The organism is Flavobacterium sp. ARAG 55.4, assembly GCF_051846875.1.
GTDB classification, from domain to species: domain Bacteria; phylum Bacteroidota; class Bacteroidia; order Flavobacteriales; family Flavobacteriaceae; genus Flavobacterium; species Flavobacterium plantiphilum.
Window position 1 is genome coordinate 116,269 of the sequence record NZ_JBPYCT010000014.1, and the last position, 26,016, is coordinate 142,284.

Here is a 26,016-nt window from a genome sequence, read left to right on the forward strand (position 1 = left end):
AGTAATAATATACATTATAGAGATGATGATATCCCTGACATGCTATATTTTCAGTAAGTCCTTATAATCACTCACCTGTCTTGCGTTTACGTTTTTTCTTCTTTATTTTGTTGGCAAAATCGAGTTCCTCGTAATCTTCTCTAAGCACATCAGGCAATAACCCTCCCAAAGCCTCAATCAAACCGTCTTCGTGTTTTTCAGAAGTATTCAGGAAGTCGAACAAATTATGTGGTTTTTCCGCAGGAATATCTGTATTATTTGATGTGGATATTTTTGGAGGTTGTACGACAGGTTCTTTAATCTCCGGTTTGATGTTATTGTTCCAATAATCATTAAAGGTGTTGGCAGAAAGTTCGTTGCCTAAGCGTGAACCATTCCAAACCGTTTTAGAATTGTGGTCTATAAAAGTTATTCCGTAAATACGCCCTGTGTCATTTCTACGCACTACTACATTAATACCCTGTTCACTCAACTGCTTTTTAAAAGCTTGTTCATTGTTTGTGGATTGCAGGACAACGGTAACGGCAGCTCTAATGGTTGGTTTTGTCGGGTGGTCTTTTAAAGCTTCTTTGCTTTTTGCAAAATGCAATTTCACAGCTGGAAGCCCTGCGTTTTTTCCGAATAAGGAAGCCTTGAATGGATGTCCGGCTCTTTCGCTTTTCTCATTTAACGGGATGTATAATAAACCCTGTCGTAGCTGTCCCCGCAATTCGCCTGCCACTTTTTCGGTGGTAATATTAAACAACGAAAGCAAGGCGTTGTATTCTCCCAAAGTTTGGTATTGATAATAATTAGGCAAGTGGCGGACAACCGAACCGATTTGGCTTTTTACATCTCCAGCACGATAGTCTACCGGACGAAAAATCTTGTCGTTCTGCTTCTGTTCTTTATCCGTTGCAGGTATCAAACCGTATTTGCTTTCGAGTTCACGGCAAATATTCATCGACCGCAATTTCTCGAATTTGTCCGAAATCTTTTTGCCTTCTTCGTCCACACAAACTGAAACGATATGGATATGACTGCGGTCAATATCGGTATGTTTGAATACTACAAAAGGCTGTTCGCTGTAACCCATTTCCCGCATATATTCTTCCGCCATTTCCCTGAATTTATCATCACGTACCTTGTCATTCGGGTCGGGATTGAGCGAAATATGTAAAGTATGTTTCTCGGTATTTCGGTTAGCTATTAGATAAGGTGCAAATGATTGGGCTAATTTTGCCACGGAATAATGGCCGCTCGGTGTTTCAATTATCTTATTGGTAAACAGAATTTTTCCGTTTTCCTTTTCAACTTTAAGATTATTGTAAGCCAATGCACCGTATAAATTACTGCTTCTTCCAATTTTTGCTATCATTTTTAGACCTATTTTTTCAGATGTTTTGCTTCAAATTCTTCGATTAGCTGAATGATTTTTTGACATAATAATACCATTTCAATCGTATGTTTTTCCAATTTATAGAGGTAGGCTGAAGCTTTTTTCTCTGAAAAATTCTTGTACAATAGCTTTACAACTTGATTATAATTTACACCGACCGAACGGAATTGACTGTGAAACGAAGTCAATCGCATATAAAAATCAACTGTTCCTTTATCAATTTGAATGGTCTTTATCGTTTTTTCAAAGATGCAGGATGTTATAAAATGTGCCTTTACAAGCATTCCCGATTGGTCAAAGAGCGAAAGAAATCGGTTGTGCTCTTCCTCATTAAGGGAAATTGTATATCTAATCTTTGCCGGATCTTCTTTAGGTCGGCGTCCGGTCTTTTTTAATTGTTTTTTGTTGTTCTCGTTCATCACAAATCCATTTTAATCTATACAAAACCCTGACTTCGGAAGGCGTTTTTCAGCCCCCGGCAGGGCAAGTTGTTTTGAGCATCGGAAATCATTCCGAGATGCTCAAAACACAACTTGCCGTGTTCCGGTGAACACAAAAATCCGCCCTGCGGGACGGATTGGATGTAACAGGGAAAAACGGCTTGTTGCCGTTACCGTTACCTCCCAATATGTCAAAAGTCCTTTGCATAAATCCATTAATAAAAATCACAATACAAAGTAAAGCCCTGTTCCCGATAGCGTTGCACTGTGCCACAGAGCCAAACAGTGCCTCTGACCGCCAAACAATGCCACAGGCATACAATCGAATGAAATTGATTGGTTCTTTGCTCTTGAATGATGGCAGGAAGACAGGCAGCCCGTGCTTCAGGAAGAGCAGACAGCACGCATTCAGAAACGCAGGCAATCCTGCCTGCCTGATTGCAGGAATGCAAGAAAGCAAGAAAGCAAGAAAGCAAGATTGTACGACTGCCGGAAAGCGTGAACACTTGCTATCCAACTATACGGCTCGCCTGAATGATTGGTTGATTGACGGAATGAAAGAATGACGGCAAGCCTGCCTGATAAGCTACCGGAATGATTGCAGGGCTGCTGTACTGCAAGGAAGCAGGCAATCAGGTAGGAACGTAGGCAACCCTGATAGCTTTCCTGAATGAAAGTGTGAAATCAGAACGGCTTTCCGGAACGCCTGCAAGACTGAAAACAAAATTATGTACACTTTAAATTTTTAAAATATGGACACAAAAAAGAAACCTCTGTTTATCGCCTTTTCTTCTCAAAAAGGCGGTGTTGGCAAAAGCACATTTACCACGCTTGTGGCAAGTACGATGCACTATCGGTTGGGCTACAACGTAGCCGTATTTGATGCGGATTTTCCGCAGCATAGTTTAATGAAAATGAAAGCCCGTGATTTGGCAATGGTAATGGAAAACGAGGCTTTGAAAAAATTGGCGTACAAGCAATTTACCACTATCAACAAAAAAGCCTATCCGATAACACAGCATAAAGCAGATAGCGTATTGGATGCTGCACACGAATTTGTAACGGCTTCTGCCGTTCCGATCGATGTGGTGTTTTTTGACCTGCCCGGAACTGTGAACACGCCCGGCATTCTCAAAGCACTGGCAGGAATGCACCATATTTTCACCCCTATCACAGCAGACCGTGTAGTAATGGAAAGTACGCTCATCTTCACCCAGCTTTTACAGGACGTGATTATGAAAAAGAGCGAAACTTCCATACAGACCATTAACCTGTTTTGGAACCAGGTGGACGGCAGGGAAAGCACTCCCTTATATGACGTTTACAATCAGCTTATTGAGCAGCTGGGATTAAGCCTGATGCAGAGCCAAGTGAAGAACAGTACCCGCTTTCGCAAAGAAAGCGAAGCCGACAGTAAAACGGTTTTCCGTTCTACCGTAATGCCACCCGATGAACGTTTAATGAAAGCCTGCCAGTTAGACCTGTTCATCAATGAATTTTTAAAAATCGTTCAATTATAGCCTTATGGAAAAAGATAATAAAAGGAAAGTCACGCCAGACATCAACGAAGAGTTGATGATGAACTTGATGGTGGACGGAGTTAAAAAGGACGGTTTGCAATTACCTACCGAAGAGCCGGAAAAGAAGGCGACTAAAGATGAGGTAAAGCAGGATGATTTATCAAAAAGCAAACCTGTACAAAGGGAACGTAACCGCACCAAGAAAAATCTTGACGGCAGTTACGGCGAACATTTTTTGAAAACGCACTCGATGACAAAGCGGGGCGATAAAAGCATTTATATCCGACAGGAACACCACGAACGCTTATCCCGTATTGTACAAGTCATTGGTAAAGATGAGATACCTCTGTATGCCTACCTTGACAATATACTGGAACATCATTTTGAACTATTTGAGAAAGCCATTACCGATGATTTCAACGAAAAGTTTAAACCAATTTTTTAAAGCGTTTGATTATGGAAATAGTAATTGTGATTTGCCTGCTCATCGTCATTGTCCTGCTTTTGCAGGATAAGATTGTCATTTATAAAAGGCCGGGACAAAAGCCGAGGCCTGAGAAAGTTAACCCGAACCTGCCCGATATTATGGGGCAACCCAAGCCAGTAAGAAGCCTTTCAGTGCCAAACATTGCCAATGAACGCCAAATAATGGAACCAGAGATAAACCCCGATAATTTAGATATAGAATACGACGAGAATGAAGCCGTCGGCATTCAAATTCCGCAGGAAGAGCTGGACGAAGTTTTTAGTAATATGCCTGATTTGGACGAAGAGGAAGAAGAATGGAACAGGTACGGAATATCCGGTGACGATAACGGTTTTGCCCAAGGGGTTACCTACGACGAACTGAGCTCCGTAGGGACATTGCTCCAAAAAGAAAATTTGGAACAGGCTCAAAAGGAAACAGCGGTAGCCATAGTTCAGAAATTACAGGGAACCGAATTATTCAGCCTACTGGAAAATTCCATTGAGAGTGCTTCCCGAAAAATTGCCGAGCTTTTGGATAGCACACTTTCGGCTGTAACGGACAACAGTTCTTCCACTTTGCGGAAAAGTGGTTTGAGTGATTTTGACATTGGGGAGTTTGTATAAGCAAGCTCCTTTCTACTTTTATAAATAAGCTTAACCAATATCGATTACATTATTGTCACCAAACCACTCTTTTGCTTTCGCTATAACTTGAGCACTCGGATTATGGTAAAAGACAGCTAAATTCTCTTTTGCTCTTGTACAGCATACATAAAAAATTTTCTGAGTCCTTTCCAAAACACTTTGGGTACCGCTATTTAAAAACAAGTATTCAAAGTTGTAATCATTCCATCGTCCATTATCAAGAATTACCAGTACATTATCGAATTCAGACCCTTTTGTTTTATGTTGGGTAGAAAACGGGGTTTGTCCTTCTAAATATTTATACAAATTTTGAAACTCACTGAATCTTACATCTTTCACCCGATTATATAAATACTCATTTTTTATTTTGAATGAATTGAGACTATCGTTATTACTAATACAAATTCCTTTATCATTGGCATCATTGATAACATCTTCAATAGTTTTATCTCCAACACTATTGCTCAACTCTTCGATATTTTCCTTTAATGTTCTTTTATCGGCTATACTTAAAATTCTATAACGATAATCTGTAGCTCTTAAAAACTCATTGAATTTCCCATTTTGATATAATGAAATGTTTGTCTGAATTTTAAACATGTGCTTGATTAAGTTATCTCGCTTTGAACCTTTCTTGTTCTCATCATCTTCGTCTTGCTTTTTGTCATCAAGCATTTGATCTTTGTTGACATACATTTTTGAAAATTCAGCATAATTTATTGATTGAGCATAATTAAATAATTCAACATTACTATCAATAAAAGCTTGCATAGTATTTGTAGGTCTAACAGTATTTAGTTCTCGCCCAGTTTTTCCCTGTTGTAGAAGACCAATAACTTCACCAAATGTATTGTCTGAAAAATCAGTGGTTATTCCTTGATCTTTTATATACTTTTTAATTCTATCCCGTAATTTTAGAATTTGATCAGCATCATAGACATCCATTAAGGCTCTAAAACCTGCTTTTCCTGCTATTAAGTTATGAGTCAAATTCAGTTCTTTAGTCTCTTTCGAATTGGTAAAATCCCAAGCTGAATTATCATTAAGATATTGCTTTACTCTTTCAATATCTCCATTACTGGAATACAAAAACAGAACGCTTCCGCCTTTTACAACACCACCAACCATATTAGGTGCGTTATCATCTTTGGAAGGAATTTGTTCAATACCATCTGTGCGGAGTTGATTAGCTAAATCTATTATTTTTTGTGGGTTTCTTCTATTCTGTTCCTTTTTAATTTCCTTAACTAAGTCATCTTCTTTACCCTTGTAATCATCCAGGTTACCAATGCCGTCATCGTATATGGATTGCATTGCATCTCCAAAGAATCCTATGATGTTTTTCTTCTTACTTTTAGTAAAATGGGATAAGAAAATATCTACCACATATTTACTGGTATCTTGATATTCATCAATAAAAATGAATTTATACTTATCCTTGACAATATCACTTAGTTTGGGATACTTCTCAAAAACATAATTGGCCACAATAAGTATTTCATCGTGAGAGATAATGCCTTCTCGAATTCTAAGAAATTCTTTATACTGTATTCCTTTTTCTAAACCATTGAAATAATCTTCCGGAACAGGATTGACTTCTTCAATATTGATATCCGTTATGTTTTCATCATTCGCTAAGGAAACTAAAGCTCCTTTAAGTTCTTTCTGAAAGTGCTTGATGTTATCCCATAAAAAATCGTGTATAGTCGAAACATTTAAATTCTTATGATTTACTCTTTCTTCGATTTCCTTTACTGCTGCATTTGTATAAGTCATACAAGCAATCTTTGCAGTAGGATTTTCTGCGATTGCCTGTCGGATGACACTGACTAAGGAATACGTTTTTCCACTACCAGCACCGCCACTTAGAAGAAAGTTTCGACCTTCATCAATACCTTTGAATATTTCCTGTACTTCCGGTTCTAAATTTTGTCTGCCTTCAACCATAATAGTCCTTTTTTGATATATTCCGGAATTTGCCAATTACTGAATTTCTCATCGCTGTGATAGAGAATGTCAAGAGCGAAATGGGTTTTCTTTTTTATGCAAGAAGCTGCTAGTTCATACGGACTGGTGGTATCATCATCAAATTCATCAATATTTTTCAATCCGTGAAATGTAGCTTTATATGTTTTAATGAAGTTTCTATTCAAATGAATAAAAGCATCCTCAAAACTTCTGGCGTGATAAGTAAGCTCTTCTTGTTGGTAGCAAATACAAACATCCGCATCACCCAATGAAATTGTTCTTTGCTCTATAGTTAAGACTTTTAGTTCATCCCAAGACGCTTTTGAGAAAAAATGAGTGAGTGCAACATTACTTGTTCCAATTCCTACATTAACTGCACAAGCCTCTATTACTGCTTCGCCCTTCTTATTTTTATTACCTATATCACCTTTAGAATCTATGTCCGTTATAATAAGGCTTTTTATACCTAAAAAATTGATGAATTTTTCGAATATTTTCGAATATGCTCCAACCTCAATAATAGATATGTTTTGAGATAATAATGATAGAAATTTATCTTTAATACCTTCAACCTTTAAACGAGCCTCTTCTTCAATATCGACCTTTCTCATAAAAGTGGGAATGAGAATTCTTTCGGTATCTCCTTCAATTAGAATTGCTTTATCTGCAAAGAATACTTCAGCTCTGCTAATAGTTAGGTATTGTTTTAAAAAATCATACTGATCTGTATTAATATTGTAATCTTCTTTTAAATCCTTGAGGTTTTTTGCCTCTACATTATTCTTTCCCCGAATCTTTAGATATTTAATATCATCGAAATCGCTGTCAGCAACTATGTGTGAGGAATGTGTCGTAATAATATATTGTAATGTTCGATTTTCTCCATCTTCTCTCTTTATACCTTCACCAAGCAACTTTTTTATGTTTTTTATGAAAACGTATTGCATCTGTGGATGTGTATGAGCTTCGGGCTCTTCGATAAAAAGCAGATTGATATCTGCAGGCTTTTTGTCCTTTTCCCGCTTAAATTCCTGAACCAGAATTTCTATTTCAAAAATCATACTTATCAGGTTCATATAACCTAATCCGTTATAATGTTCAGGCAACTTATGTTCATCGTGTGTATAAACAACGGTTGTATTACCCTCCAATAACTCCCGATGCTGTAAAGTTGAAATGATTGAGATTTCAGATTCATTTATTCTGATGCCTCCAAAATTTTTCACCTTCTCGATAACGCCATTAAACAAGCTTCCATAAATCTCTGTAAGTACTTTATCTGTTCCTGCGAGCTGATCTTTAAAATCTTCAGTAGCTTGATTTTTCTCACTACTATCTTCTTTTTTCTTATAGAGGTTTGAAGTTTGTCGGGACAGGGTTTTATCGACTTCTTTATTCGTTACATCACGCCTTGCACTTATATATTTAAAGCTTAAGATATCTTTGATACCTATTAGTTCTTTATCCAGATTAATAAAGACTTTCTCATTGACCGTCTTGGTGGTGATATTGTATTCAAATGATTTTTTTTGAATTTTAAAATAATTCCCAATATCCTTTTGTAAGAACTCTTTTAAGCCTCTTACTTCATAATCTAAACCGTTCTTTTTAGCGTTTACTTTTTTAACGGACTCATTTGCTACGAATGCTTCGACATCTGATTTTAAATTTATAAAATCAGTATAACTTAGTGTATATTCAAATCCTAATACTATTATGTTATTATCTGGATCTAAATCCATTAATATCCTACTCACATTTGAAAGATTGTCGGTTTCCTCATATTGTATGAACAATTTCATTTTTATGCCAATAGGTTCAAATTCTTCAGGAAAAGGATCTGCTTCAAACAATGCTTTTAGCTCTTTTTTAAATCCTATATTTAAATCTTCAAAAGAGAATTTGCTTTTTTCATTAATAAACTTGTCTAGTACTGATAGTATAGAAGTTTTTCCTGTATTATTTTTCCCTATAACCAACGAAAGATCTTTCTCTATATCTATTGAGAAATCCCTTAATAATCTAAAGTTCTGAACTTCAATATTGAATATTTTCACGGTGAATTAGTATAATTGATTATATCATTTTCGGTTGTTTCTTCTGTTGGATAATTTTTTCCAGATACCTCTTAAAGTGTCCACATCTGCTCTGTTAAATTTTAGTTGATTAATCAATAGTTCATTATCAATAATATCCAGCACTTCTTCAATATTTCTATTACGCATTAAAGCATCAATTTCTTCAAAATTGATCGTATGATCTTCCCTTAAAATAGGTAAGGGAAGTTCTTCTATTTCAGATGGTTCAAAAGTCAAAACGCCTCCGCCATAACTTCTTCCCATAATTTCAGAAAAAGCAAATGTCAGTGAGTTTAGATAAGATAAGGCAACTATCTCAGCATTTGCACCATTTTTGAAACGTACTCTGTGGATCGTGTCGGTAGATGATGCACCTGTATTATTTACAATCAATTTCGGATATTCCCCGACCTGGCGTAGTGCAAATGCATCTGGAGACCATAACGATGGTGTGATATACCAAAGCTTTCTAATCTTACATTTATATCCTGTATGATATTCCTTTTCTTCTCCATAAGAAATATATTCTTTAACAGCTTTGGGCTGCTTTGAATACTCTTTAGCTTCTGGTAAAAACAGATGAACAGGATAGCCTGCCGCAACATTAGCTTCAAAATCGGTTTCATCATAAACAATGCCTTTCAAGTGAGCAGACTTTCCAACAACTCTTGTAGTATATGTTTGTAATTTCCATTGAGAAACAGTTTCCTCATTCATCATAAAAAACTCATTTCTTCCCGTTACTATGCCCACATCGACATCCATCACATCAAAAGACGGATTTATCCTCTCATCAGCTTTAATACGACGTAATAATTGTATTTCATTCTCATCCAGAAAATACTTTGTCCATTTTTCAGTAGAATGATCCAGCGATTTAACTTCTATGTTTTGTATCTGATCAAGATTAAGAGCTTTAAGTTCTTTTAAATCATTTACCTCAATAACTCTTACGCCCTTATTTTCTTCCACATTTTTTTCACAAAGCAGTAATACAACCTCTTGCTGAATATCACTAAATACAAGCTTTTTAAAAGTTACTATCGTAACGCGAGAAAAGAAATTTGAAAGGAATACTCTAGTTTCAGCGGCATATTTTACCTGAAATAATTCCGCTGGAATAACCATTCCTAATTTACCGTTTGCTCGTAATTTACTTGCAGCAATAACTAGAAAAGGCACCCATATGTTAGTTAATTTGTTAGGGCGAAGTTCCATTTCTTGCATCATCTTGATAGCAAGAACGCGATGTTCTTCTGGGAAGTTTTGATAACGAATAAAGGGAGGATTTCCAATGACTACATCATATCTAGCATTTCCGTTTTTCTCTAAAATAAAATTAAAGAAGTCGTCATTCGTAATTGTATCTGAATTCAGTCCGTACTTTGCAGCTCTTGCTTTAGATTTTTCCGCCTCAACTTCTAATAGTTCTACTCCTTGGATTAAACCATATAGCTGATTATCTTGAACGCCAAGCTCTTTAAATCTTTTAATTGCCGACTCTATAAAATTACCGTCACCACAACTTGGCTCTAACACTTTCTGCGTAGGATTAGTTATTGCCCATTTGCAAATAAAATCTGCAATAGGCTGTGGAGTATAGTATCCACCTCTTAATTTTTTAGAATCAATATTTTCAGTAACTTCTGTACTCATTTTAATCTTCGCTTATAATATTGTTTAACATTTCATCACTCATTACCAGGTTTATATCTTCATCTGAAATGTTATATAAAGTATTTATTTGTTGTATCAAGTTGTTAGATAAAATACCCATCTTGCGTATTAATATATTCCGCTTGGTATATATAGTTTCTTGATTAATTGCTGCCTTTGTGTGTATTAATTGTTTTACCGTTTTTACAATGTTATCGTGTTGCCGTTTTTCATCCGGATTTTCAAAATCAATTTTCCTTATGGGAAGGTTTTCAATAAATTGTTTTCCGTGAGAATAATAAGCCCCTCTGAATTCGCTTGCTCCAGACTTTACCATTGCTTCAATAACAGGATGTGCCAAAATCCCTAAAATATAAAACAGGGAATATTCAGAATTTGTAAATAACGAATAATAAGGTCCATTACCACCTCCAGTAAATTGAAGATTTTCCTGATCATATACATATCCAGGTTTAGTAGAAAGTACAGACCAAATTAGTTTTGGTGTATTATGAAATCGGGTTAAACTTTGTGATCGTCCAAACTGATACCATTTGGGTTCCTTGCTTCCGTTAATACTTCTTTTAGAAAGCGTTGTTTTAAATATATTTAAGTAAGCCCAGGTAAGGGGATAGTTTTGTTCAAAATATTCTTCTGTAAAAACTTCAGCTTTTCCGCCTAAAATTGTATATGGAAATATCATTTTTGCATTGTGTTCAACCGTGTCAAACAAACCAAACGATAAATCGTAGAGACAAGGTTTACAAATATCCTTTTCTACTTCGTACTGTATTCCTTTAGATTCAAAAATATAGGTACTTTCTGTTTCAGCTATAGGTTGAAATATATATGTTTTATCAGCACTGGTCTGTAACCCAACAGCAATTTCAGCAATAGAATGAAGAGCAATTACATTACCACTTCCAATTTTTTCAAATACCGATTCTGTTGGTTTTGAAACAAATACCCAAGGTAATGACTGATATTTATTACTCAGATAATTGTCGTAATGTATAGCATCAACAGATAAATCCGATGTTATTCTTCTGATTCGTTTAAAATAAAATTCTTCTCTTTCCTTTTTATCTAATATTAAGATGGCCGTATAAGTACTTCTATTCGGAAATACTTGTGTTACTCCGAAATGAAGAATCTTAAATAATGAAGCACTTGTAGTAATAAAGCTTCTTAGAGATTTTCCACCTTTTACAATAAAGAATTTATGAGGAACAATATAACCCAATACTCCATTATCATTTATGAGGCTAATTGCTCGCTGAATAAACAAATAGTATTTATCAAAAGCTTCGGAAGTAGCTACTGTATATCCGGAGATATCGCTCTGGAAATAATCAATTTCTTCTATTGAATATTTGACTATATTTTGAATTCTGACATAAGGAGGATTTCCTACTAGAGCATCAAAACCATTAGTTTCAGTTAAAAAAGGAAACTCTTCTAACCAATTGAAAGGTTTTAGTTTAAAAAGAAGCTCGTCATTCTCTATTGCCTCAGGATTAAATTCAAAATAAGTGTCATCAACTAATGAATTACCGCATTTGATGTTATCTTCCAAATTCGGTAAAACCTTTTGTTTGTATTTGACTAAAAAATTATCAATAGAACCAGCATTTTCATTTTCTAGTAGCTTAAGTAGTAAACTAAATTTAGTTACTTCAATAGCATACGGATTTATATCAACACCAAAAATATTAGACGTTATAATTTGGTGTTTCGCCTGTAGAGTGAGGTGGTATGTACCATCAAAAGATTGATAAATGATTTCATCATTGTGTACGCCTTGAGAGACTAAGCCCACAATATTTCTTTCAATCAAATAGTCATAAACTGAAATCAAAAATGTTCCAGAGCCACAACAGATATCTGCTATTTTCAACAACTGGATCTCGTCTAAAGATTTATCATTAACTAATGAAGACAATGTTTCTTCAATAATAGTTTTTACTACCAACTTGGGTGTGGGTACTACTCCGTTAGAAGCTGCAACTTCTGGTTCTTCAATTATAAAAACTTGGTTTTCTTCACCTATAAAGATTTTACTGCCTAAATATCTTTCATATATCTGACTAAGAATTGCAGGATCTACTATAGAAAAGTCATAAGGACTTTGAGGATAATAAAGCTCGTTGAAAATTTGAATGAGAATTTCTGAATTGAGATTTATTTTTAGAGAAAAAACATCTTCAATAAAATCGAAAAGCCCCGAATTATATTTCTTATCAGAAACAATAAATAAGGTCTTTAATTCATCATAACTCTTGATTTTTTTTAAAGTCTCAAACTTCTCTATTTCTCTATCTTCACAAATTCGGAGAAAAACAATTCGATTAAGTAATCGTTGTATTAAAAAGTTGATCTCCTCATTATTGATTTCGGGGTTATTAGCAACAACATCTTTTGCGAGACTTTCTCGCCAATGCTCAATTTGTCTTAAAAATTCATCATCAAAAGTTGTTGTTTCTTTTTCAGTAAGTGAGAAATATTCATCAATATATCCATTTGCAATTGACTCAAAAGATAAAAGGTCATAGAGTTCATCAAAGAATTTTTCAAATTCCAAGAACTGAAATACCTTATATCTTGCAATACTTACGGCATCCTTGACACTTGGTTTATAGCGACAGTCATATACTATAAGTGTTTCAAAATTTGTTAGAATAGAAATACCTAAGTTAGCATTCCAACCATATCTTCGAGTTTGAAAAGCGGATTTATTATCTTTAATTAAATCTATTGAGGCTTTCTTTGCCTCAAGAAACACCTTTCTTATTCCTTGAACCCTAAGGGTATAATCAGGATTTTTCTTTGTGATTACATCTTCATCGTCAACATCAATACTCTCTTCTTGAATAATATCACGAAGAAACTGAGATTTTCCTTTCTCATTATCGACATCCCATCCAAAAGTTTTTAAGAGTGGATTAAGAAAATCTATACGAAGTTGAGCCTCTTTATACTTCTCTGTTTTGTAAACAGCATATTCTTTACTGAAAGCCAATATTAATACTTTCAATTGTTCTAAACTCTCTTGCTTATTTCGAGTAACTACATATGCCATTCTTACTAACTTTTGTTTTTTGTTGCTTTTAAGTATTTAACTCTTTCTTCCGCCAATTTTAAAGCTTTTTCTCCCAGATCTTCATCTTGAATTTCATATAGAATTTTGTCGCTTAGGAATGAAACCATAAGTTCATCTGCGTTACAGTGATATATTTCGGCAAGCTTAAGTATTATCTCCTTTGTTATTTTTCGTTCCCCACGTTCCATTTTACTTAAAATGGCAACATCAATATCCAGTAAGGCTGCAACTTTCCGTAGAGGTAGTTCCCTTTCTTCTCGGATGTGTCTTAATTTTTCTCCTATTGTTTCTGTTGACATAACTTCCGTTGACATAATGTGTCAAATTTATGCAAATATTTCATAGTAATCCAAATTGCGGAAAAAGTTTATTATGAATAATTCAAATTAAACCAATAAAGCCACTCACAGCCAAACAATTCCGCTGACTGCCACTTTGCTATAACGCCTCTTTTTCCATAAGACATTTGTCCCGAAAGCTCGCAAGGTGCGGGATAAACAGTAACAAATTAATGTGTTTCAATTATGGAAAAACAGAGAAAAAAAGTTTTGCTGGCAGCCGTGGCAATGCTGTCAGGAATTGGTGCGTTCGCACAGGGAAACGGCTCGGCAGGTATCAACGAGGCTACCCAAATGGTAACAAGTTATTTCGACCCCGCAACGCAATTAATCTACGCCATCGGTGCTGTCGTCGGGTTAATCGGGGGCGTTAAGGTGTACAACAAATTCAGTTCCGGCGACCCTGACACGAGCAAGACCGCAGCTTCGTGGTTTGGTGCGTGTATCTTCTTGATTGTTGCCGCTACTATCCTGCGTTCATTCTTCCTTTAATCCGTTGTCTTATGAATTACAATATCAACAAAGGCATCGGCAGGACGGTGGAATTTAAAGGGCTGAAAGCACAATACCTGTTCATTTTCGCAGGTGGGCTGCTCGGTACGCTTATCCTCGTGATGATACTGTATATGGCAGGCGTAAACTCTTACATCTGCCTGTTCCTCGGAGCAGGCGGTGCTTCGCTCATTATATGGCAGACCTTTTCGCTGAACAGGAAGTACGGCGAACACGGGCTAATGAAAATTGCCGCCAATAAAAGGCATCCCCGCTACATCATCTGCCGCAAGCCTGTACACCGCTATTTAAAATTCACACCTAAACAGAATGCCGTATGAGAAATGTAGCAAAGACCACCACACTGGAAAACAAATTTCCTTTGTTGGCAGTAGAGAACAACTGCATCTTATCCAAAGATGCGGACATTACCGCCTGTTTTGAAGTGCGCTTGCCGGAACTGTTTACGGTTGCTTCTGCGGAATATGAAGCCATACACTCCGCCTGGCACAAGGCAATTAAAACCCTCCCTGATTTTACGGTCATTCACAAACAGGATTGGTACATCAAGGAAAGCTATGCACCCGATTTGGCAATAGAAGACCAGAGTTTTTTATCGAAGTCTTATCAACGTCATTTCAACGAGCGACCGTTCCTGAACCATTATTGTTACCTGTTCCTTACGAAGACCACAAAGGAAAGAATGCGGATGCAAAGCAACTTCAGTTCGCTTTGCAAAGGTACGCTGATACCAAAGGAAATCAGGAACAAAGAAACGATACACCGCTTTATGGAAGCGGTGGCGCAGTTTGAGCGTATCGTGAACGATAGCGGCTTTGTAAACCTGAAACGACTGACCGAAGATGAAATCATCGGCACGGAAGATACACAGGGATTACTGGAACAGTACCTCACGTTATCGAGGGGAGCAGGAACACCAATGCAGGACATCGCACTCGGAAACGAAGAGGTGCGCATCGGCAACAAAAGGTTAAGCCTACACACACTTTCCGATACGGATGACCTGCCCGGAACGGTATCGGCAGATACCCCTTTTGAAAAGCTATCTACCGACCGTAGCGATTGCCGCCTGTCATTCGCCGCACCTGTGGGCTTGCTGTTAAGCTGCAACCACATTTACAATCAGTACATTTTCTTGGATAACAGCGAAGACAACCTGCAAAAGTTTGAGAAGTCTGCAAGGAATATGCACTCACTGGCAAGGCACAGCCGTGCCAACCAAATCAACAAAGAGTGGATAGAAAAGTACCTGAACGAAGCCCACAGCTTCGGGCTTTCTTCAATCCGTGCGCACTTCAACATTATGGCGTGGTCGGAAGACCCTGCGGAACTGAAGCAGTTAAAGAACGATTGCGGCAGTGCATTGGCACTGATGGAGTGTAAGCCTCGGCACAACACGACGGACGTAGCCACATTGTATTGGGCAGGAATGCCGGGCAATGCGGGCGACTTCCCCAGTGAGGAAAGTTTTTACACTTTTATTGAGCCTGCATTGTGCTTCTTCACGGAAGAAACCAACTACCACAATTCGCCCTCGCCGTTCGGTATCAAGATGGCTGACAGGCTTACAGGAAAACCTATCCATTTGGATATTTCCGACCTGCCTATGAAGCGTGGTATCATCACGAACCGGAACAAGTTCATACTTGGTCCGTCGGGTTCGGGTAAGTCGTTCTTCACAAACCATATGGTACGGCAGTATTATGAACAGGGCGCACACGTACTGCTCGTAGATACGGGTAACTCTTATCAGGGCTTATGCGAACTCATCAAAGGAAAGACCAAAGGCGAAGACGGTGTTTACTTCACTTATACCGAAGATAACCCGATTGCCTTTAACCCTTTCTATACCGATGATGGCGTGTTCGACATTGAAAAGCGGGAAAGTATCAAAACCTTGATACAGACCTTATGGAAACGTGACGATGAGCCGCCAACCCGTTCTGAAGAAGTTGCCCTTTCCAATGCGGTAAGCGGTTATATCGAGCGTATCAAACAGCAAGATGTTTACCCGTCATTCAACGGTTTCTATGAGTATGTAAAAGGCGATTACCGCAAGGTACTGGAAGAAAAGCAGGTCAGGGAAAAAGACTTTGACATTGCCAACTTCCTAAACGTACTCGAACCCTATTACAAAGGTGGCGAATATGATTACCTGCTGAACTCCAACAAGCAGTTAGACCTGCTTTCCAAACGCTTTATCGTGTTTGAAATTGATGCGATTAAAGACCACAAAATTCTCTTTCCCATTGTGACCATCATCATTATGGAGGTGTTCATCAACAAGATGCGCCGATTGAAAGGTATTCGCAAGCTCATCTTAATTGAGGAGGCTTGGAAAGCGATTGCCAAAGAGGGAATGGCGGAATACATCAAGTATTTGTTTAAGACCGTCCGCAAATTTTTCGGAGAAGCGATTGTCGTAACGCAAGAGGTCGATGATATTATCCAGTCGCCCATTGTCAAGGAAAGTATCATCAACAACTCCGACTGCAAAATCCTGCTTGACCAACGCAAGTATATGAACAAGTTTGATGACATACAGGCGATGTTGGGGCTTACTGACAAAGAGAAAGGGCAGGTACTTTCCATCAATATGAACAACGATGCAAGCCGACTTTACAAAGAGGTTTGGATTGGCTTAGGTGGTACGCACTCGGCAGTCTATGCCACCGAAGTTAGTTTGGAGGAATACCTCGCCTACACGACAGAAGAAACCGAAAAAATGGAAGTAATGCAGCTTGCTTCCCAACTGGACGGCAATGTGGAACTCGCCATTAAGCATATCGCAATGCAAAGGCGGGACAATTCAAATCAATAGTCATTAACAATTTAAAAATTCAGAAACAATGAAAAAAGTATTGTATCTGGTGTGTACGGCACTGATGCTCGCCGTAGCACCGTCAGCAAAAGCCCAGTGGGTTGTAACCGACCCGGCTAATTTGGCTTCGGGCATTATCAACTCTGCAAACGAAATCGTGCAGACTTCTTCCACCGTAAGCAACGTGATAAAGAACTTCAACGAAGTGAAGAAAGTGTACGACCAGGGCAAGGAATACTACGACAAGCTGAAAGCTATCAACAACCTTGTGAAAGATGCCCGTAAGGTGCAGCAAACAGTATTGTTGGTAGGCGATGTTTCCGAAATGTACGTGCAGAATTTTGGCAAGATGATGAACGACCCAAATTTTACCCCACAGGAATTGGTCGCTATCGGCAACGGTTATTCGGCACTGCTCAATGAAAGTACCGAACTGCTGAAAGAACTGAAGCAAATTATTACCTCTTCAAGCCTTTCGCTCAATGACAAGGAGCGTATGGATGTGATTGACCGTGTGTACAAAGAGGTAAAGGAGTACCACAGCCTGGTGCGCTACTATACTAACAAGAACATTTCTGTAAGCTACCTGAGAGCGAAAAAGAAAAACGATGCCAAAAGAGTGCTTGACCTCTACGGAACTGCTAATCAAAAATACTGGTAAACTATGGAATGGGATAATCTTCACGAACTCCTGCGGTCGCTTTATGATGATATGATGCCGCTTGCAGGCGACATGGCTGCAGTAGCTAAAGGATTGGCGGGATTGGGAGCGTTGTTCTATGTGGCATTAAAGGTTTGGCAGGCTTTAAGCCGTGCCGAACCTATTGATGTGTTCCCTTTTCTGCGTCCGTTCGCTTTAGGCCTTTGCATAATGTTCTTTCCAACCATCGTATTGGGAACCATCAATGCAGTATTGAGCCCGGTAGTTACGGGAACCCACCAAATACTCGAAGACCAGGTGCTTGATCTTAACCAGCTCCAACAACAGAAAGACCAATTGGAATATGAAGCAATGGTCAGAAATCCCGAAACAGCCTATATGGTATCAGACGAAGAGTTTGATAAGAAGCTGGACGAATTGGGATGGTCGCCCTCCGACGTTGGCACAATGGCGGGTATGTATATGGACAGGCAGGCTTACAAGATAGAGAAAGCCATAAAGGATTGGTTTCGCAATCTACTGGAAATACTCTTTCAGGCGGCAGCATTGGTCATTGATACCATACGGACGTTCTTCCTAATAGTCCTTTCCATACTAGGACCAATAGCCTTTGCCATTTCCGTATGGGACGGATTTCAGTCCACGCTTACGCAATGGATTACTAGGTATGTCAGTGTTTACCTGTGGCTTCCTGTTTCAGATCTGTTCAGCTCGATGCTGGCAAGAATACAATCCCTCATTTTGGAAAGGGATATAGCTATGCTTGCCGACCCTACCTACATACCTGATACGAGCAATACTGTGTACATCATTTTTATGATAATCGGCATTATCGGGTACTTCACAATACCAACAGTAACAGGCTGGGTGATCCAAGCCGGAGGTGCTGGAAACTTTACCCGCAACGTAAACCAAGCTGCAATGAAAACAGGCAACATCGCCGGAGCAGGTGCAGGTTCTACAGTTGGAAACATCGGCGGTAAACTGATGAATAAATAAACAATTAATCATTCTAAAAATGGAATTTAAAACGCTAAGAAATATCGAAAACAGCTTTAGGCAGATAAGGTTATATGCCATTGTGTTTGCAGTTCTCTGCGCCAGCGTGGTAGGATATGCCGTATGGCAGTCCTACCGCTTTGCAGAAGAACAACGCCAAAAAATTTATGTATTGGATAACGGCAAATCACTGATGCTTGCCTTATCGCAGGATGCGAGCATCAACCGCCCGGTTGAAGCAAGGGAACACGTCAGACGTTTTCACGAGCTTTTTTTTACGCTTGCACCTGATAAGAATGCTATCGAAAGCAATATGAGCAGGGCGTTCAACCTTGCCGATAAAAGTGCCTTTGATTACTACAAGGACTTATCAGAAAAGGGCTATTACAGCCGCATCATTTCGGGGAACGTGCAGCAACGCATAGAGGTGGATAGTGTTGTGTGTAACTTCGACAACTACCCGTATGCAGTGCGCACCTATGCCAAACAGTTCATTATCCGGTCAAGCAATGTAACCATGCGTAATCTGATTACTTCCTGCTATCTCGTCAACTCTGTTCGCTCTGACAACAACCCGCAAGGCTTCAATATCGAAAAATTTGCAGTCGTGGAAAACAGGGATATCGAAGTCATCGAACGCTAAAAACAATGTTATGGAAGCATTATCAGATTTAAACACGTTCGCAAAAATCCTTACAGACAAAGGATATAACGGCTATTTCCATACGCAGGGTGCGTATGCCGGAAAGCTGAAAGACAGCATTACCGAATACCTCGAAAGCTGCCAAAAGGGTACAGACAATTTGCCTAAGCAAGACTTGTTGCTGACGGGCTATCTGCAATGGTCAGGCGATGACAAGCCCCGTGTAGAATGCAGTATGTGGGTAAAATACCTGAATGGCAAATTTTCATTGAGCCGTATGGAGGTAGCCAAGAAAGACGGCTTCGGGCAACTGCTCAAAAAATCGGAACTGGCTAACCTGTCCATAATGTCAGCCCCCAAATTAACGGAAGGGGTCGCACTGGTCAACGATGAGCCAAAGCAACAGGCGGGTAAAAGTCCTAAGCGTTTCAAGCTGTAACAACAAATAGTAAGGCTATGAAAAAATTAAAAGCAAATATGGACAGGTACTTTGACCAGCTCGATGAACGTTGGCGGGCGTTGCCTTTGCGCAAACAGCGCCAATATACGCTGTACTTCTTTGTGGTTTACCTACTGCTCACCGTAGTGGTCATTGGCAAAGTGATGTACGACACCTCAAAGTCCGGTAACAATATGGTCATTAAACATATTGAGAACCCTGTCCTTAAAAATGGAAATCCTGCAAAGTTGCAGGACAGTGTATCAACAATTTTAAAAAATCAGATTTATGAAAGAAAATGAGAACAAAAAAACGGTTGTTCGGGTAACCGAGAGAAGCCCGAAAGACACCGCTGATGTGCTGCAAGACGGCACACAGAAAAAAGCCGACAAGCTCAAAAAGCCACTCATATTCCTTTTAATGGGTGTGGTATTTCTCGGCTGTATGTACCTGATATTTAAACCGTCCAAAGATAAAAAGACGGTCGAAAGTATTGGGCTAAACGATGCTGTACCAGAGGCTACCGGAGTAGGATTGCCTGCCAATAAAAGCAAGGCCTATGAGCAGGAAATGCTCGAACGCAAAGAGCAGGAAAAACGCAATGCACTTGTAACGCTTTCCGACTACTGGAATGCTGAAGATAAAGAAGAACCTACCGACGAGCAGTTTCCTGAAGATGAAGAAAGCAACAACTTTGGAGGTGGTAGCAGAAATTCAGGAAGAAACGGTAATCATGGATTGAACAGCTACAGAAATATGCAAAGCACATTGGGTTCATTCTATCAGAATAATAATTCTGAAACAATGGAACTCCGCAGGCAACTGGACGAAATGAAAGAAAAGCTGGCTGAGAAAGATGTGCCACCTGTGGCCACCGTTGATGACCAACTTAAACTAATGGAGAAATCCTATGAAATGGCAGCAAAGTATCTTCCGCAAAATGCCAATACCGGAAACGCTGCTCCTGCCAATATTGCAACTCCAAATGTTGCTTTGGGTGCTAGCCAAAAAGAACATTTCGTATCGTTCACGCCCACAAGAAAGAATATTGTAACAGCCTTGTACCGTGAGCCATCGGACAGTGCTTTTGCAGCCGATTGGAGCCAAACAAAAAACCGTGGGTTTTATACCGCAGGTGCTACCGAACAGGCAATACAACTTAAAAACAGTATCAAAGCCTGTGTACACGAAGCCCAAACGGTAGTAGGCGAAACGGGAGTTCGCTTGCGACTTTTAGAGCCTGCCCAAACGCCACAACGTACCATCCCTAAAGGAACGATTGTAACAGCTAATGCCAAATTTCAGAATGGCAGGCTGCAATTAAAAGTTACCTCCGTAGAACTGGAGGGCAACATCATACCGGTAGATATTATCATTTACGATTTGGATGGGCAGCAAGGCTTGTACGTTCCGTATTCGCCCGAAATGAATGCCCTTACTGAAATGGCGGGCAATATGAGCCAAACTGGTGGAACGAGCGTAATGCTAACACAGAATGCCGGCCAGCAGGTTGCAGCAGATCTTAGTCGTGGCGTGGTACAGGGAATTTCGGGCTACTTCGCCAAAAAGGTAAGAACCCCAAAAGTTATGCTGAAAGCAGAACATCAGGTCTTCCTTGTATCTAAACAATAATGTTGAATTCAAATAAATAAAACAATGAAAAATAATTTAAAAACCTTTTGGGCTATTGCCCTGATACTCGGCTTTGCCGTACAATCTTATGCACAGAACAGCATCAGAACACCGCTTGCATTGGGCAAGATACAACCGTATAGAATGGAAGTTACCTATGATAAGACTTCACACCTGATTTTTCCAACCGCTATCCGTTACGTGGATTTAGGCAGCGAATATCTGATTGCAGGAAAAGCAGAAGATGCAGAAAACGTGTTGCGTGTAAAAGCAACGGTAAGGGATTTTGAACCAGAAACCAATTTTTCAGTCATTACGAATGACGGACGTTTTTACAGCTTTAACGTGTATTACAGTTCCTACCCGGAAGCAATGAGCTACGACCTGCTCACCATGCAAAAAGCGGTAGATAAAGCCAACGGAAACGATGTGCTTTTCGAAGAATTGGGTAATAAATCTCCATCACTGGCAGGGTTGATTTTGGAAACCATTTACAAGAAAGGCAAGCGTATTGTAAAGCATATTGGAGCTAAGAGTTTCGGCATTCAGTTTATGCTCAAAGGCATTTACATCCACAACGGCAAATACTATTTCCATACGGAATTGAGAAACCGTACCAATGTGCCGTTTCAGATTGATTTTATCAATTTCAAAGTAGTGGATAAAAAAGTAGCCAAACGCACCGTAGTCCAGGAACGCTCGATGATACCGTTACGTACTTACAAGCCTTTGGACGAGATTGGCGGTAAGACCACCGAGCAAAACGTGTTCCTCTTAGAACAGTTTACCATTGCTGATGACAACGTGCTGTTGATTGAGATTTTCGAGAAGAACGGTGGTAGGCATCAAACATTGCAGGTGGAAAATTCTGACTTAATCAAAGCCAGTTTGATTAACGATATGCACCTGAAATTTTAATAACCTTTTAAAGTAATTATATGAAAAAGTATATCTATACCGTGATGCTTGTTTTAATAGGTATTACGGTTGCACAAGCACAACGAATGCTGCCAAAGCAGAAAGGATTGGAAATAAGCACCGGCATACTATCCGATGATAAAATCGGCAACGATTATTACATCAGTGCAGCAATGACCGTAAACGGAAAAAACGGCAATTACCAGCTTTGGGCGTTGGAATACACGCACCAATACCATGACTACAAAGACCTCCACATATCGCAGGAAACCTATTCCGCAGAGGGTGGTTACAGTGTCTTCTTGTTGGGTGATGCCCGAAAAAACATCACGCTGAATTTTGCTATAACCGGTGTGGTCGGTTACGAAACCATCAACCGGGGCGAAGCAATGTTGTATGACGGAGCGAAGATACTGAGCGAGGATAATTTCATTTATGGTGCAGGTGGTCGCCTCACTTTTGAAACGTATCTGTCTGACCGTTTTGTACTTGTCCTGCAAGGGCGTACAAAAGTCCTTTGGGGTACAGACATACAGCAGTTCCGACCGTCGGCAGGTTTGGGATTAAGGTTTAACTTTTAAAACCTAAAAGCGATGATAGCAATATTCAATAAATTCAGAACGGGATTACTGCCATTATATGTATTCCTGACAATCCTCACAGCTTCGGTTACGTTGGTATCATGCAGTAAAGGTGATGAACTCGAAATACAGAACGATTTTCCTTTTGGTGTAAACGTGATGCCTGTTCCAAAAGATGTATCTAACGGGCAGACAGTAGAGATACGCATTACCATACAGCGTTCAGGCAATTACAGCAATACGCAGTATTTCCTCCGTTACTTTCAGTTCGACGGGCAAGGCACATTGCGGTACTATGATGAACCGCCGTACCTGCCCAATGACCAGTACCAATTACCAACAGAGCAGTTTCGTCTGTACTACACTTCAACGTCTTCCGTATCACAATCATTTGATGTTTGGATTTCGGATAGCTTCGGGAATGAAAAGCAAATAAGTTTTCAGTTTAATAGTAGTGATTAGTATAGTAGCAAAAAGAAGTCCTGCCGCAAAAGCAGGATTTCTTTTTTTGGAGTGATCGAAGCTAAATTTTTGTAAATTTAGATGATGGATTTTTAAGTGATTTTGTTATGGTTGCATCATTGGTAATAGGCATCATATTTTTGATTGCGGGCTTGGGACTTCGCTATTGGATTAACCAGCGGAAGTTTTATAGGCGTAGTCCTATTGGAGCAGAAGGCTTCTCCTCTTATGAAAGTTCAGTTTTCATCAAACTTGTTGAGAAAGTTGGTAAATGGGTTGCTTATGCACTGATTATCTTCGGGTTATTGTCATTATGGGTTTATTCTCGTGAGAAAAAGGAAAAACAGCAGTCAGAAGTAATAACTGAACAACCTGCCCAACTCAGATAATTTTTACAACGTACATTTTTAAAGCAAATCGGATAATCCAAAAGTTATCCGATTTTTTTATTATACGGTTAATAAAAGTATTTGTTTACGGTTTTTTATTTAATTTGCCGCTTATAATGCAGTTGTGCCAATCCCGTATCGAATGTTTTAGCTTCTATAAATTCAAGTGCTTGCTCGGGTCTTCCGTCTTTAAAAAGTTTTGTTCCATCACCTAATATAACTGGGATAATCGAAATTATAAACTCGTCTATTAAGTTATGTTTCAATAGTTAGTTAACGACTTCAGCACTACAAAGATGTCTTTTCCATGCGATTATGAATAAAGGATTCTCCAGTAAAAGTTATTTTCAATTAATTTTTAATTTCTTTTGGAAATTTGTCTTTTACCAAATTCAGTTCAATCCCAAACTCCAACCAGGCTTTGAGTCCGTCCAATACGGTTGTAAAACCTCCTGTATTGTTTTTAATAATATCAATCAGGTCATCACCTTTTTGGCTAAATCCATAATTTTTAATAACTACATAGGTCTGATCCTTAGAAAGAGAAGTAAATTCAAAATCTACAGTTGTTGTAGGGCTGTCCCATTCAATGGAGATTTTCTTGTCAAAAACTATTTCTTTAACCATAATAGTATCGGACACTCCATACATTTCCCATTCCCAAGTTATGTTTTTGCCTACTTCAAGCTTTCCGCTAGATTTTGTAAACCAAAACTTGGTCGTAATAGAAGGGTCAATGAAGGCTTGAAAAACTATTGAAACGGGTTTTCTTATCAACATTTGAGTTTCCACTTTTGGTATATTATTTTCCATTTTAATCAAAGTATTATTTTCGAGATTGTGCTTAAACTTGTTCTTTATATTTGGTGTAATACAACAACTACTTTGTTTTTTCAACGATATTCTTGAGACCATCTACCACAACAGCCCAATTTTCAGAAGAATGCTTTGCCTTTTCTTCATCATAATTAGATTGTGTAATAGTTAATTCCGTTCTGGCATCTATGGGTTTTACTTCATAAGTAACCAGGAGATAGTTTTCGGGTTTGTCCTCCAAACCACTCCAACTACTTAAGTAGCTGTAAGATAGTTTTTTATTGGGAAAAAATTCTAAAACAATTCCTTTGTCTGTGTATGCTGTGCCTTCATATTCTCCTGTCCAAAGAATTGGACTACCTACTTCCCAGTCTGTTTCTTGACTGGAGCCAAAGAAATATTGCTTTACGATTTTTGGATTAATGAGAGCATCCCAAACTTTTTCTATGGGTGCAGCAATTTCGGTTTGATAAGTTGATTTGAAATCTGTTTGCATATTATTAATTTTTAAAATTTGTTGTAATAAATGAATAAAAGTTACCTTGGAATCACCCAAAGCCGAAAAGTAATTAACGTTAAAATCGTTCACTTGCTTAAGAGATTTAACCGTAGTTTCTAAACCTACTTGTGTTAAACTAACTACTTTTGCTCGGGTGTCCTTTTCTTGTTCCGCACGGCTCACCAGTCCTTTTTTTTCCAATGTTCTTAAAACAGTAGAGGTGGTCATTTTGTCCATTTTGGCGGCATCAGCAATGGCTATTTGAATAGGTTCTTGCTTATGTTGAATTAACCAGTAAATAGCAGTCAATACCGTCATTTGTGGAGACGTAATGTCAAAATTATTGATTATTTTATTTTTCTTATTCTGCCAATCTGAAAAAACGTGCCACATGAAGTAATCTGGACTATCTACATCATCCCTAAATTGAAAATCATTATAACTATACATAACACCTTTTTTTGTAAGTGCAAATATAGTAAGTTTACTTACTAAATACCAGAACTATTTTGTTTTTACTTCAATCAATGGAAGTTAGAGCAATTACAAGTGTTTTCAGTTTTGGCTTTATTCGTTTTATCTTTTTGAACGTACAGCTTTTACTTTTTTCAAATTCTTATCAGCCGGTCATCAAAGTAATTCAGAATTGGGCCATAAATAATTTGTAAAGTACACTATCTCAATAGTTCAGTGCCAATTTTCTTTATTATCTCGTTCCAATGTGCTTTCACTTCGGTTCTCTGCACATCATTTAAAAGATTTTCTTGATGGATGGCTATGGTTGCCTTTGTCTGATTTCCAATAACTCGAATTTGAACGGTTGACACGTTTTCCCAATGGGTAAGTTTCCAATTCAAGCGAATATGTGAATTTGTTTTTAAAACACGGACAAGGCCTGTTATGCCATTTTCAGTTTCGAACTCTTTTTTAATTTCAAGTTCATTTTTCAAATTCCCTAACCAAATCCTTAGTCCATTCTCGGAAAATAAAAAGTCCCAAACCTTCTCACTCGAAACAGAAAAGGTTTTTCTTATTCCAAATTGAAATCCTAC

General features: G+C 38.5%; 27 protein-coding genes. 16 read left to right on the top strand and 11 right to left on the bottom strand.

The genetic code is table 11. The annotated features are described in order from the left end of the window. Positions 1 to 67 precede the first annotated feature (67 nt). Positions 68 to 1,357, bottom strand: a complete 1,290-nt coding sequence (gene mobB / locus ACSV4D_RS15395; protein ID WP_439228962.1) for a conjugal transfer protein MobB — start codon at positions 1,355 to 1,357, stop codon at positions 68 to 70. A gap of 8 nt (positions 1,358 to 1,365) precedes the next feature. Further along, on the bottom strand, positions 1,366 to 1,797 hold the full coding sequence (gene mobA / locus ACSV4D_RS15400) for a conjugal transfer protein MobA (protein ID WP_439228963.1): 432 nt from the start codon (positions 1,795 to 1,797) through the stop codon (positions 1,366 to 1,368). A gap of 773 nt (positions 1,798 to 2,570) precedes the next feature. Here mobA and ACSV4D_RS15405 point away from each other — a divergent pair. The 3 genes from ACSV4D_RS15405 (at position 2,571) to ACSV4D_RS15415 (ending at position 4,430) form a co-directional block, all read left to right on the top strand. After that, positions 2,571 to 3,338, top strand: a complete 768-nt coding sequence (locus tag ACSV4D_RS15405; protein ID WP_439228964.1) for a ParA family protein — start codon at positions 2,571 to 2,573, stop codon at positions 3,336 to 3,338. A gap of 4 nt (positions 3,339 to 3,342) precedes the next feature. Then, positions 3,343 to 3,783, top strand: coding sequence for a DUF3408 domain-containing protein (locus tag ACSV4D_RS15410; protein WP_439228965.1), 441 nt, complete (start codon positions 3,343 to 3,345; stop codon positions 3,781 to 3,783). A 203-nt stretch (positions 3,784 to 3,986) separates the two neighbouring features. Next, on the top strand, positions 3,987 to 4,430 hold the full coding sequence (locus ACSV4D_RS15415; protein WP_439228966.1) for a hypothetical protein: 444 nt from the start codon (positions 3,987 to 3,989) through the stop codon (positions 4,428 to 4,430). 30 nt (positions 4,431 to 4,460) lie between these two features. Here ACSV4D_RS15415 and ACSV4D_RS15420 read toward each other — a convergent pair whose 3' ends face one another. Genes ACSV4D_RS15420 through ACSV4D_RS15440 form a run of 5 tightly spaced genes read right to left on the bottom strand, consistent with a single transcriptional unit; the run spans position 4,461 to position 13,567 of the window. After that, positions 4,461 to 6,398 carry a UvrD-helicase domain-containing protein gene (locus tag ACSV4D_RS15420; protein ID WP_439228967.1) on the bottom strand — a complete coding sequence of 646 codons (1,938 nt, stop codon included), beginning with the start codon at positions 6,396 to 6,398 and terminating at the stop codon, positions 4,461 to 4,463. Then, a complete protein-coding gene (locus ACSV4D_RS15425; protein WP_439228968.1) occupies positions 6,374 to 8,476 on the bottom strand; it encodes an ATP-dependent nuclease in 2,103 nt (700 codons plus the stop codon). The genes ACSV4D_RS15420 and ACSV4D_RS15425 overlap by 25 nt, the downstream gene beginning before the upstream one ends. Positions 8,477 to 8,500: 24 nt before the next feature. Further along, on the bottom strand, positions 8,501 to 10,153 hold the full coding sequence (locus ACSV4D_RS15430) for an N-6 DNA methylase (protein ID WP_439228969.1): 1,653 nt from the start codon (positions 10,151 to 10,153) through the stop codon (positions 8,501 to 8,503). Between the two features lies 1 nt (position 10,154). Next, positions 10,155 to 13,232: an Eco57I restriction-modification methylase domain-containing protein gene (locus tag ACSV4D_RS15435; protein ID WP_439228970.1), complete on the bottom strand. Its 3,078-nt coding sequence runs from the start codon at positions 13,230 to 13,232 to the stop codon at positions 10,155 to 10,157. A gap of 5 nt (positions 13,233 to 13,237) precedes the next feature. Next, on the bottom strand, positions 13,238 to 13,567 hold the full coding sequence (locus ACSV4D_RS15440) for a helix-turn-helix domain-containing protein (RefSeq protein ID WP_439228971.1): 330 nt from the start codon (positions 13,565 to 13,567) through the stop codon (positions 13,238 to 13,240). A gap of 210 nt (positions 13,568 to 13,777) precedes the next feature. Here ACSV4D_RS15440 and ACSV4D_RS15445 point away from each other — a divergent pair, with 210 nt between their 5' ends. From ACSV4D_RS15445 to ACSV4D_RS15505, 13 genes are all read left to right on the top strand, one after another. Continuing rightward, positions 13,778 to 14,083, top strand: coding sequence for a DUF4134 domain-containing protein (locus ACSV4D_RS15445; protein WP_002979435.1), 306 nt, complete (start codon positions 13,778 to 13,780; stop codon positions 14,081 to 14,083). A gap of 11 nt (positions 14,084 to 14,094) precedes the next feature. Next, a complete protein-coding gene (locus tag ACSV4D_RS15450; RefSeq protein WP_084019010.1) occupies positions 14,095 to 14,424 on the top strand; it encodes a DUF4133 domain-containing protein in 330 nt (109 codons plus the stop codon). After that, entirely contained in the window at positions 14,421 to 16,925 is a 2,505-nt protein-coding gene (locus tag ACSV4D_RS15455) for a TraG family conjugative transposon ATPase (RefSeq protein ID WP_439228972.1), read from the top strand. The genes ACSV4D_RS15450 and ACSV4D_RS15455 overlap by 4 nt, the downstream gene beginning before the upstream one ends. 28 nt (positions 16,926 to 16,953) lie before the next feature. Next, positions 16,954 to 17,586 carry a DUF4141 domain-containing protein gene (locus tag ACSV4D_RS15460; RefSeq protein WP_439228973.1) on the top strand — a complete coding sequence of 211 codons (633 nt, stop codon included), beginning with the start codon at positions 16,954 to 16,956 and terminating at the stop codon, positions 17,584 to 17,586. Between the two features lie 3 nt (positions 17,587 to 17,589). Continuing rightward, positions 17,590 to 18,585, top strand: a complete 996-nt coding sequence (gene traJ / locus ACSV4D_RS15465; protein ID WP_439228974.1) for a conjugative transposon protein TraJ — start codon at positions 17,590 to 17,592, stop codon at positions 18,583 to 18,585. A gap of 19 nt (positions 18,586 to 18,604) precedes the next feature. Continuing rightward, positions 18,605 to 19,228 (top strand): conjugative transposon protein TraK, encoded by a 624-nt coding sequence (gene traK, locus ACSV4D_RS15470; RefSeq protein WP_439228975.1) that lies wholly within the window; start codon positions 18,605 to 18,607, stop codon positions 19,226 to 19,228. Positions 19,229 to 19,238: 10 nt separating this feature from the next. Beyond that, positions 19,239 to 19,667 (top strand): hypothetical protein, encoded by a 429-nt coding sequence (locus ACSV4D_RS15475; RefSeq protein WP_439228976.1) that lies wholly within the window; start codon positions 19,239 to 19,241, stop codon positions 19,665 to 19,667. 17 nt (positions 19,668 to 19,684) lie between these two features. Next, positions 19,685 to 19,969 (top strand): nitrogen regulatory IIA protein, encoded by a 285-nt coding sequence (locus tag ACSV4D_RS15480; RefSeq protein WP_439228977.1) that lies wholly within the window; start codon positions 19,685 to 19,687, stop codon positions 19,967 to 19,969. After that, complete coding sequence (traM, locus tag ACSV4D_RS15485) at positions 19,956 to 21,299, top strand: conjugative transposon protein TraM (RefSeq protein WP_439228978.1); 1,344 nt, start codon at positions 19,956 to 19,958, stop codon at positions 21,297 to 21,299. The genes ACSV4D_RS15480 and traM overlap by 14 nt, the downstream gene beginning before the upstream one ends. A 24-nt stretch (positions 21,300 to 21,323) precedes the next feature. Continuing rightward, a complete protein-coding gene (traN, locus tag ACSV4D_RS15490; protein ID WP_439228979.1) occupies positions 21,324 to 22,217 on the top strand; it encodes a conjugative transposon protein TraN in 894 nt (297 codons plus the stop codon). Between the two features lie 20 nt (positions 22,218 to 22,237). Continuing rightward, entirely contained in the window at positions 22,238 to 22,798 is a 561-nt protein-coding gene (locus ACSV4D_RS15495; protein WP_439228980.1) for a conjugal transfer protein TraO, read from the top strand. Positions 22,799 to 22,810: 12 nt separating this feature from the next. Further along, positions 22,811 to 23,260: a DUF3872 domain-containing protein gene (locus tag ACSV4D_RS15500; RefSeq protein ID WP_439228981.1), complete on the top strand. Its 450-nt coding sequence runs from the start codon at positions 22,811 to 22,813 to the stop codon at positions 23,258 to 23,260. 107 nt (positions 23,261 to 23,367) lie between these two features. Beyond that, a complete protein-coding gene (locus ACSV4D_RS15505) occupies positions 23,368 to 23,649 on the top strand; it encodes a molybdenum ABC transporter permease (protein ID WP_439228982.1) in 282 nt (93 codons plus the stop codon). Positions 23,650 to 23,744: 95 nt separating this feature from the next. Here the strand turns inward: ACSV4D_RS15505 and ACSV4D_RS15510 are convergent, their stop codons facing one another. From ACSV4D_RS15510 to ACSV4D_RS15525, 4 genes are all read right to left on the bottom strand, one after another. After that, positions 23,745 to 23,915 carry a dihydrofolate reductase family protein gene (locus ACSV4D_RS15510; protein ID WP_439228984.1) on the bottom strand — a complete coding sequence of 57 codons (171 nt, stop codon included), beginning with the start codon at positions 23,913 to 23,915 and terminating at the stop codon, positions 23,745 to 23,747. 85 nt (positions 23,916 to 24,000) lie between these two features. Next, on the bottom strand, positions 24,001 to 24,462 hold the full coding sequence (locus ACSV4D_RS15515) for an SRPBCC family protein (RefSeq protein WP_439228985.1): 462 nt from the start codon (positions 24,460 to 24,462) through the stop codon (positions 24,001 to 24,003). A gap of 67 nt (positions 24,463 to 24,529) precedes the next feature. Then, positions 24,530 to 25,414: an SRPBCC domain-containing protein gene (locus ACSV4D_RS15520; protein ID WP_439228986.1), complete on the bottom strand. Its 885-nt coding sequence runs from the start codon at positions 25,412 to 25,414 to the stop codon at positions 24,530 to 24,532. Positions 25,415 to 25,638: 224 nt separating this feature from the next. Beyond that, a partial coding sequence (locus ACSV4D_RS15525; protein WP_439228987.1) for an SRPBCC domain-containing protein occupies positions 25,639 to 26,016 on the bottom strand: 378 nt, incomplete at its 5' end.

Coding starts and splice junctions, on each gene's coding strand:
- ACSV4D_RS15430 (WP_439228969.1), bottom strand. CDS start 10,153: ATGAGTACAGAAGTTACTGAAAATATTGATTCTAAAAAATTAAGAGGT.
- traK (WP_439228975.1), top strand. CDS start 18,605: ATGGAATTTAAAACGCTAAGAAATATCGAAAACAGCTTTAGGCAGATA.
- ACSV4D_RS15500 (WP_439228981.1), top strand. CDS start 22,811: ATGATAGCAATATTCAATAAATTCAGAACGGGATTACTGCCATTATAT.
- ACSV4D_RS15515 (WP_439228985.1), bottom strand. CDS start 24,462: ATGGAAAATAATATACCAAAAGTGGAAACTCAAATGTTGATAAGAAAA.
- ACSV4D_RS15410 (WP_439228965.1), top strand. CDS start 3,343: ATGGAAAAAGATAATAAAAGGAAAGTCACGCCAGACATCAACGAAGAG.
- ACSV4D_RS15480 (WP_439228977.1), top strand. CDS start 19,685: ATGAAAAAATTAAAAGCAAATATGGACAGGTACTTTGACCAGCTCGAT.
- ACSV4D_RS15440 (WP_439228971.1), bottom strand. CDS start 13,567: ATGTCAACGGAAGTTATGTCAACAGAAACAATAGGAGAAAAATTAAGA.
- ACSV4D_RS15420 (WP_439228967.1), bottom strand. CDS start 6,398: ATGGTTGAAGGCAGACAAAATTTAGAACCGGAAGTACAGGAAATATTC.
- ACSV4D_RS15405 (WP_439228964.1), top strand. CDS start 2,571: ATGGACACAAAAAAGAAACCTCTGTTTATCGCCTTTTCTTCTCAAAAA.
- mobB (WP_439228962.1), bottom strand. CDS start 1,357: ATGATAGCAAAAATTGGAAGAAGCAGTAATTTATACGGTGCATTGGCT.
- ACSV4D_RS15455 (WP_439228972.1), top strand. CDS start 14,421: ATGAGAAATGTAGCAAAGACCACCACACTGGAAAACAAATTTCCTTTG.
- ACSV4D_RS15435 (WP_439228970.1), bottom strand. CDS start 13,232: ATGGCATATGTAGTTACTCGAAATAAGCAAGAGAGTTTAGAACAATTG.
- ACSV4D_RS15495 (WP_439228980.1), top strand. CDS start 22,238: ATGAAAAAGTATATCTATACCGTGATGCTTGTTTTAATAGGTATTACG.
- ACSV4D_RS15460 (WP_439228973.1), top strand. CDS start 16,954: ATGAAAAAAGTATTGTATCTGGTGTGTACGGCACTGATGCTCGCCGTA.
- ACSV4D_RS15475 (WP_439228976.1), top strand. CDS start 19,239: ATGGAAGCATTATCAGATTTAAACACGTTCGCAAAAATCCTTACAGAC.
- ACSV4D_RS15450 (WP_084019010.1), top strand. CDS start 14,095: ATGAATTACAATATCAACAAAGGCATCGGCAGGACGGTGGAATTTAAA.
- ACSV4D_RS15505 (WP_439228982.1), top strand. CDS start 23,368: ATGGTTGCATCATTGGTAATAGGCATCATATTTTTGATTGCGGGCTTG.
- mobA (WP_439228963.1), bottom strand. CDS start 1,797: ATGAACGAGAACAACAAAAAACAATTAAAAAAGACCGGACGCCGACCT.
- ACSV4D_RS15415 (WP_439228966.1), top strand. CDS start 3,987: ATGGAACCAGAGATAAACCCCGATAATTTAGATATAGAATACGACGAG.
- traM (WP_439228978.1), top strand. CDS start 19,956: ATGAAAGAAAATGAGAACAAAAAAACGGTTGTTCGGGTAACCGAGAGA.
- ACSV4D_RS15445 (WP_002979435.1), top strand. CDS start 13,778: ATGGAAAAACAGAGAAAAAAAGTTTTGCTGGCAGCCGTGGCAATGCTG.
- traJ (WP_439228974.1), top strand. CDS start 17,590: ATGGAATGGGATAATCTTCACGAACTCCTGCGGTCGCTTTATGATGAT.
- traN (WP_439228979.1), top strand. CDS start 21,324: ATGAAAAATAATTTAAAAACCTTTTGGGCTATTGCCCTGATACTCGGC.
- ACSV4D_RS15520 (WP_439228986.1), bottom strand. CDS start 25,414: ATGTATAGTTATAATGATTTTCAATTTAGGGATGATGTAGATAGTCCA.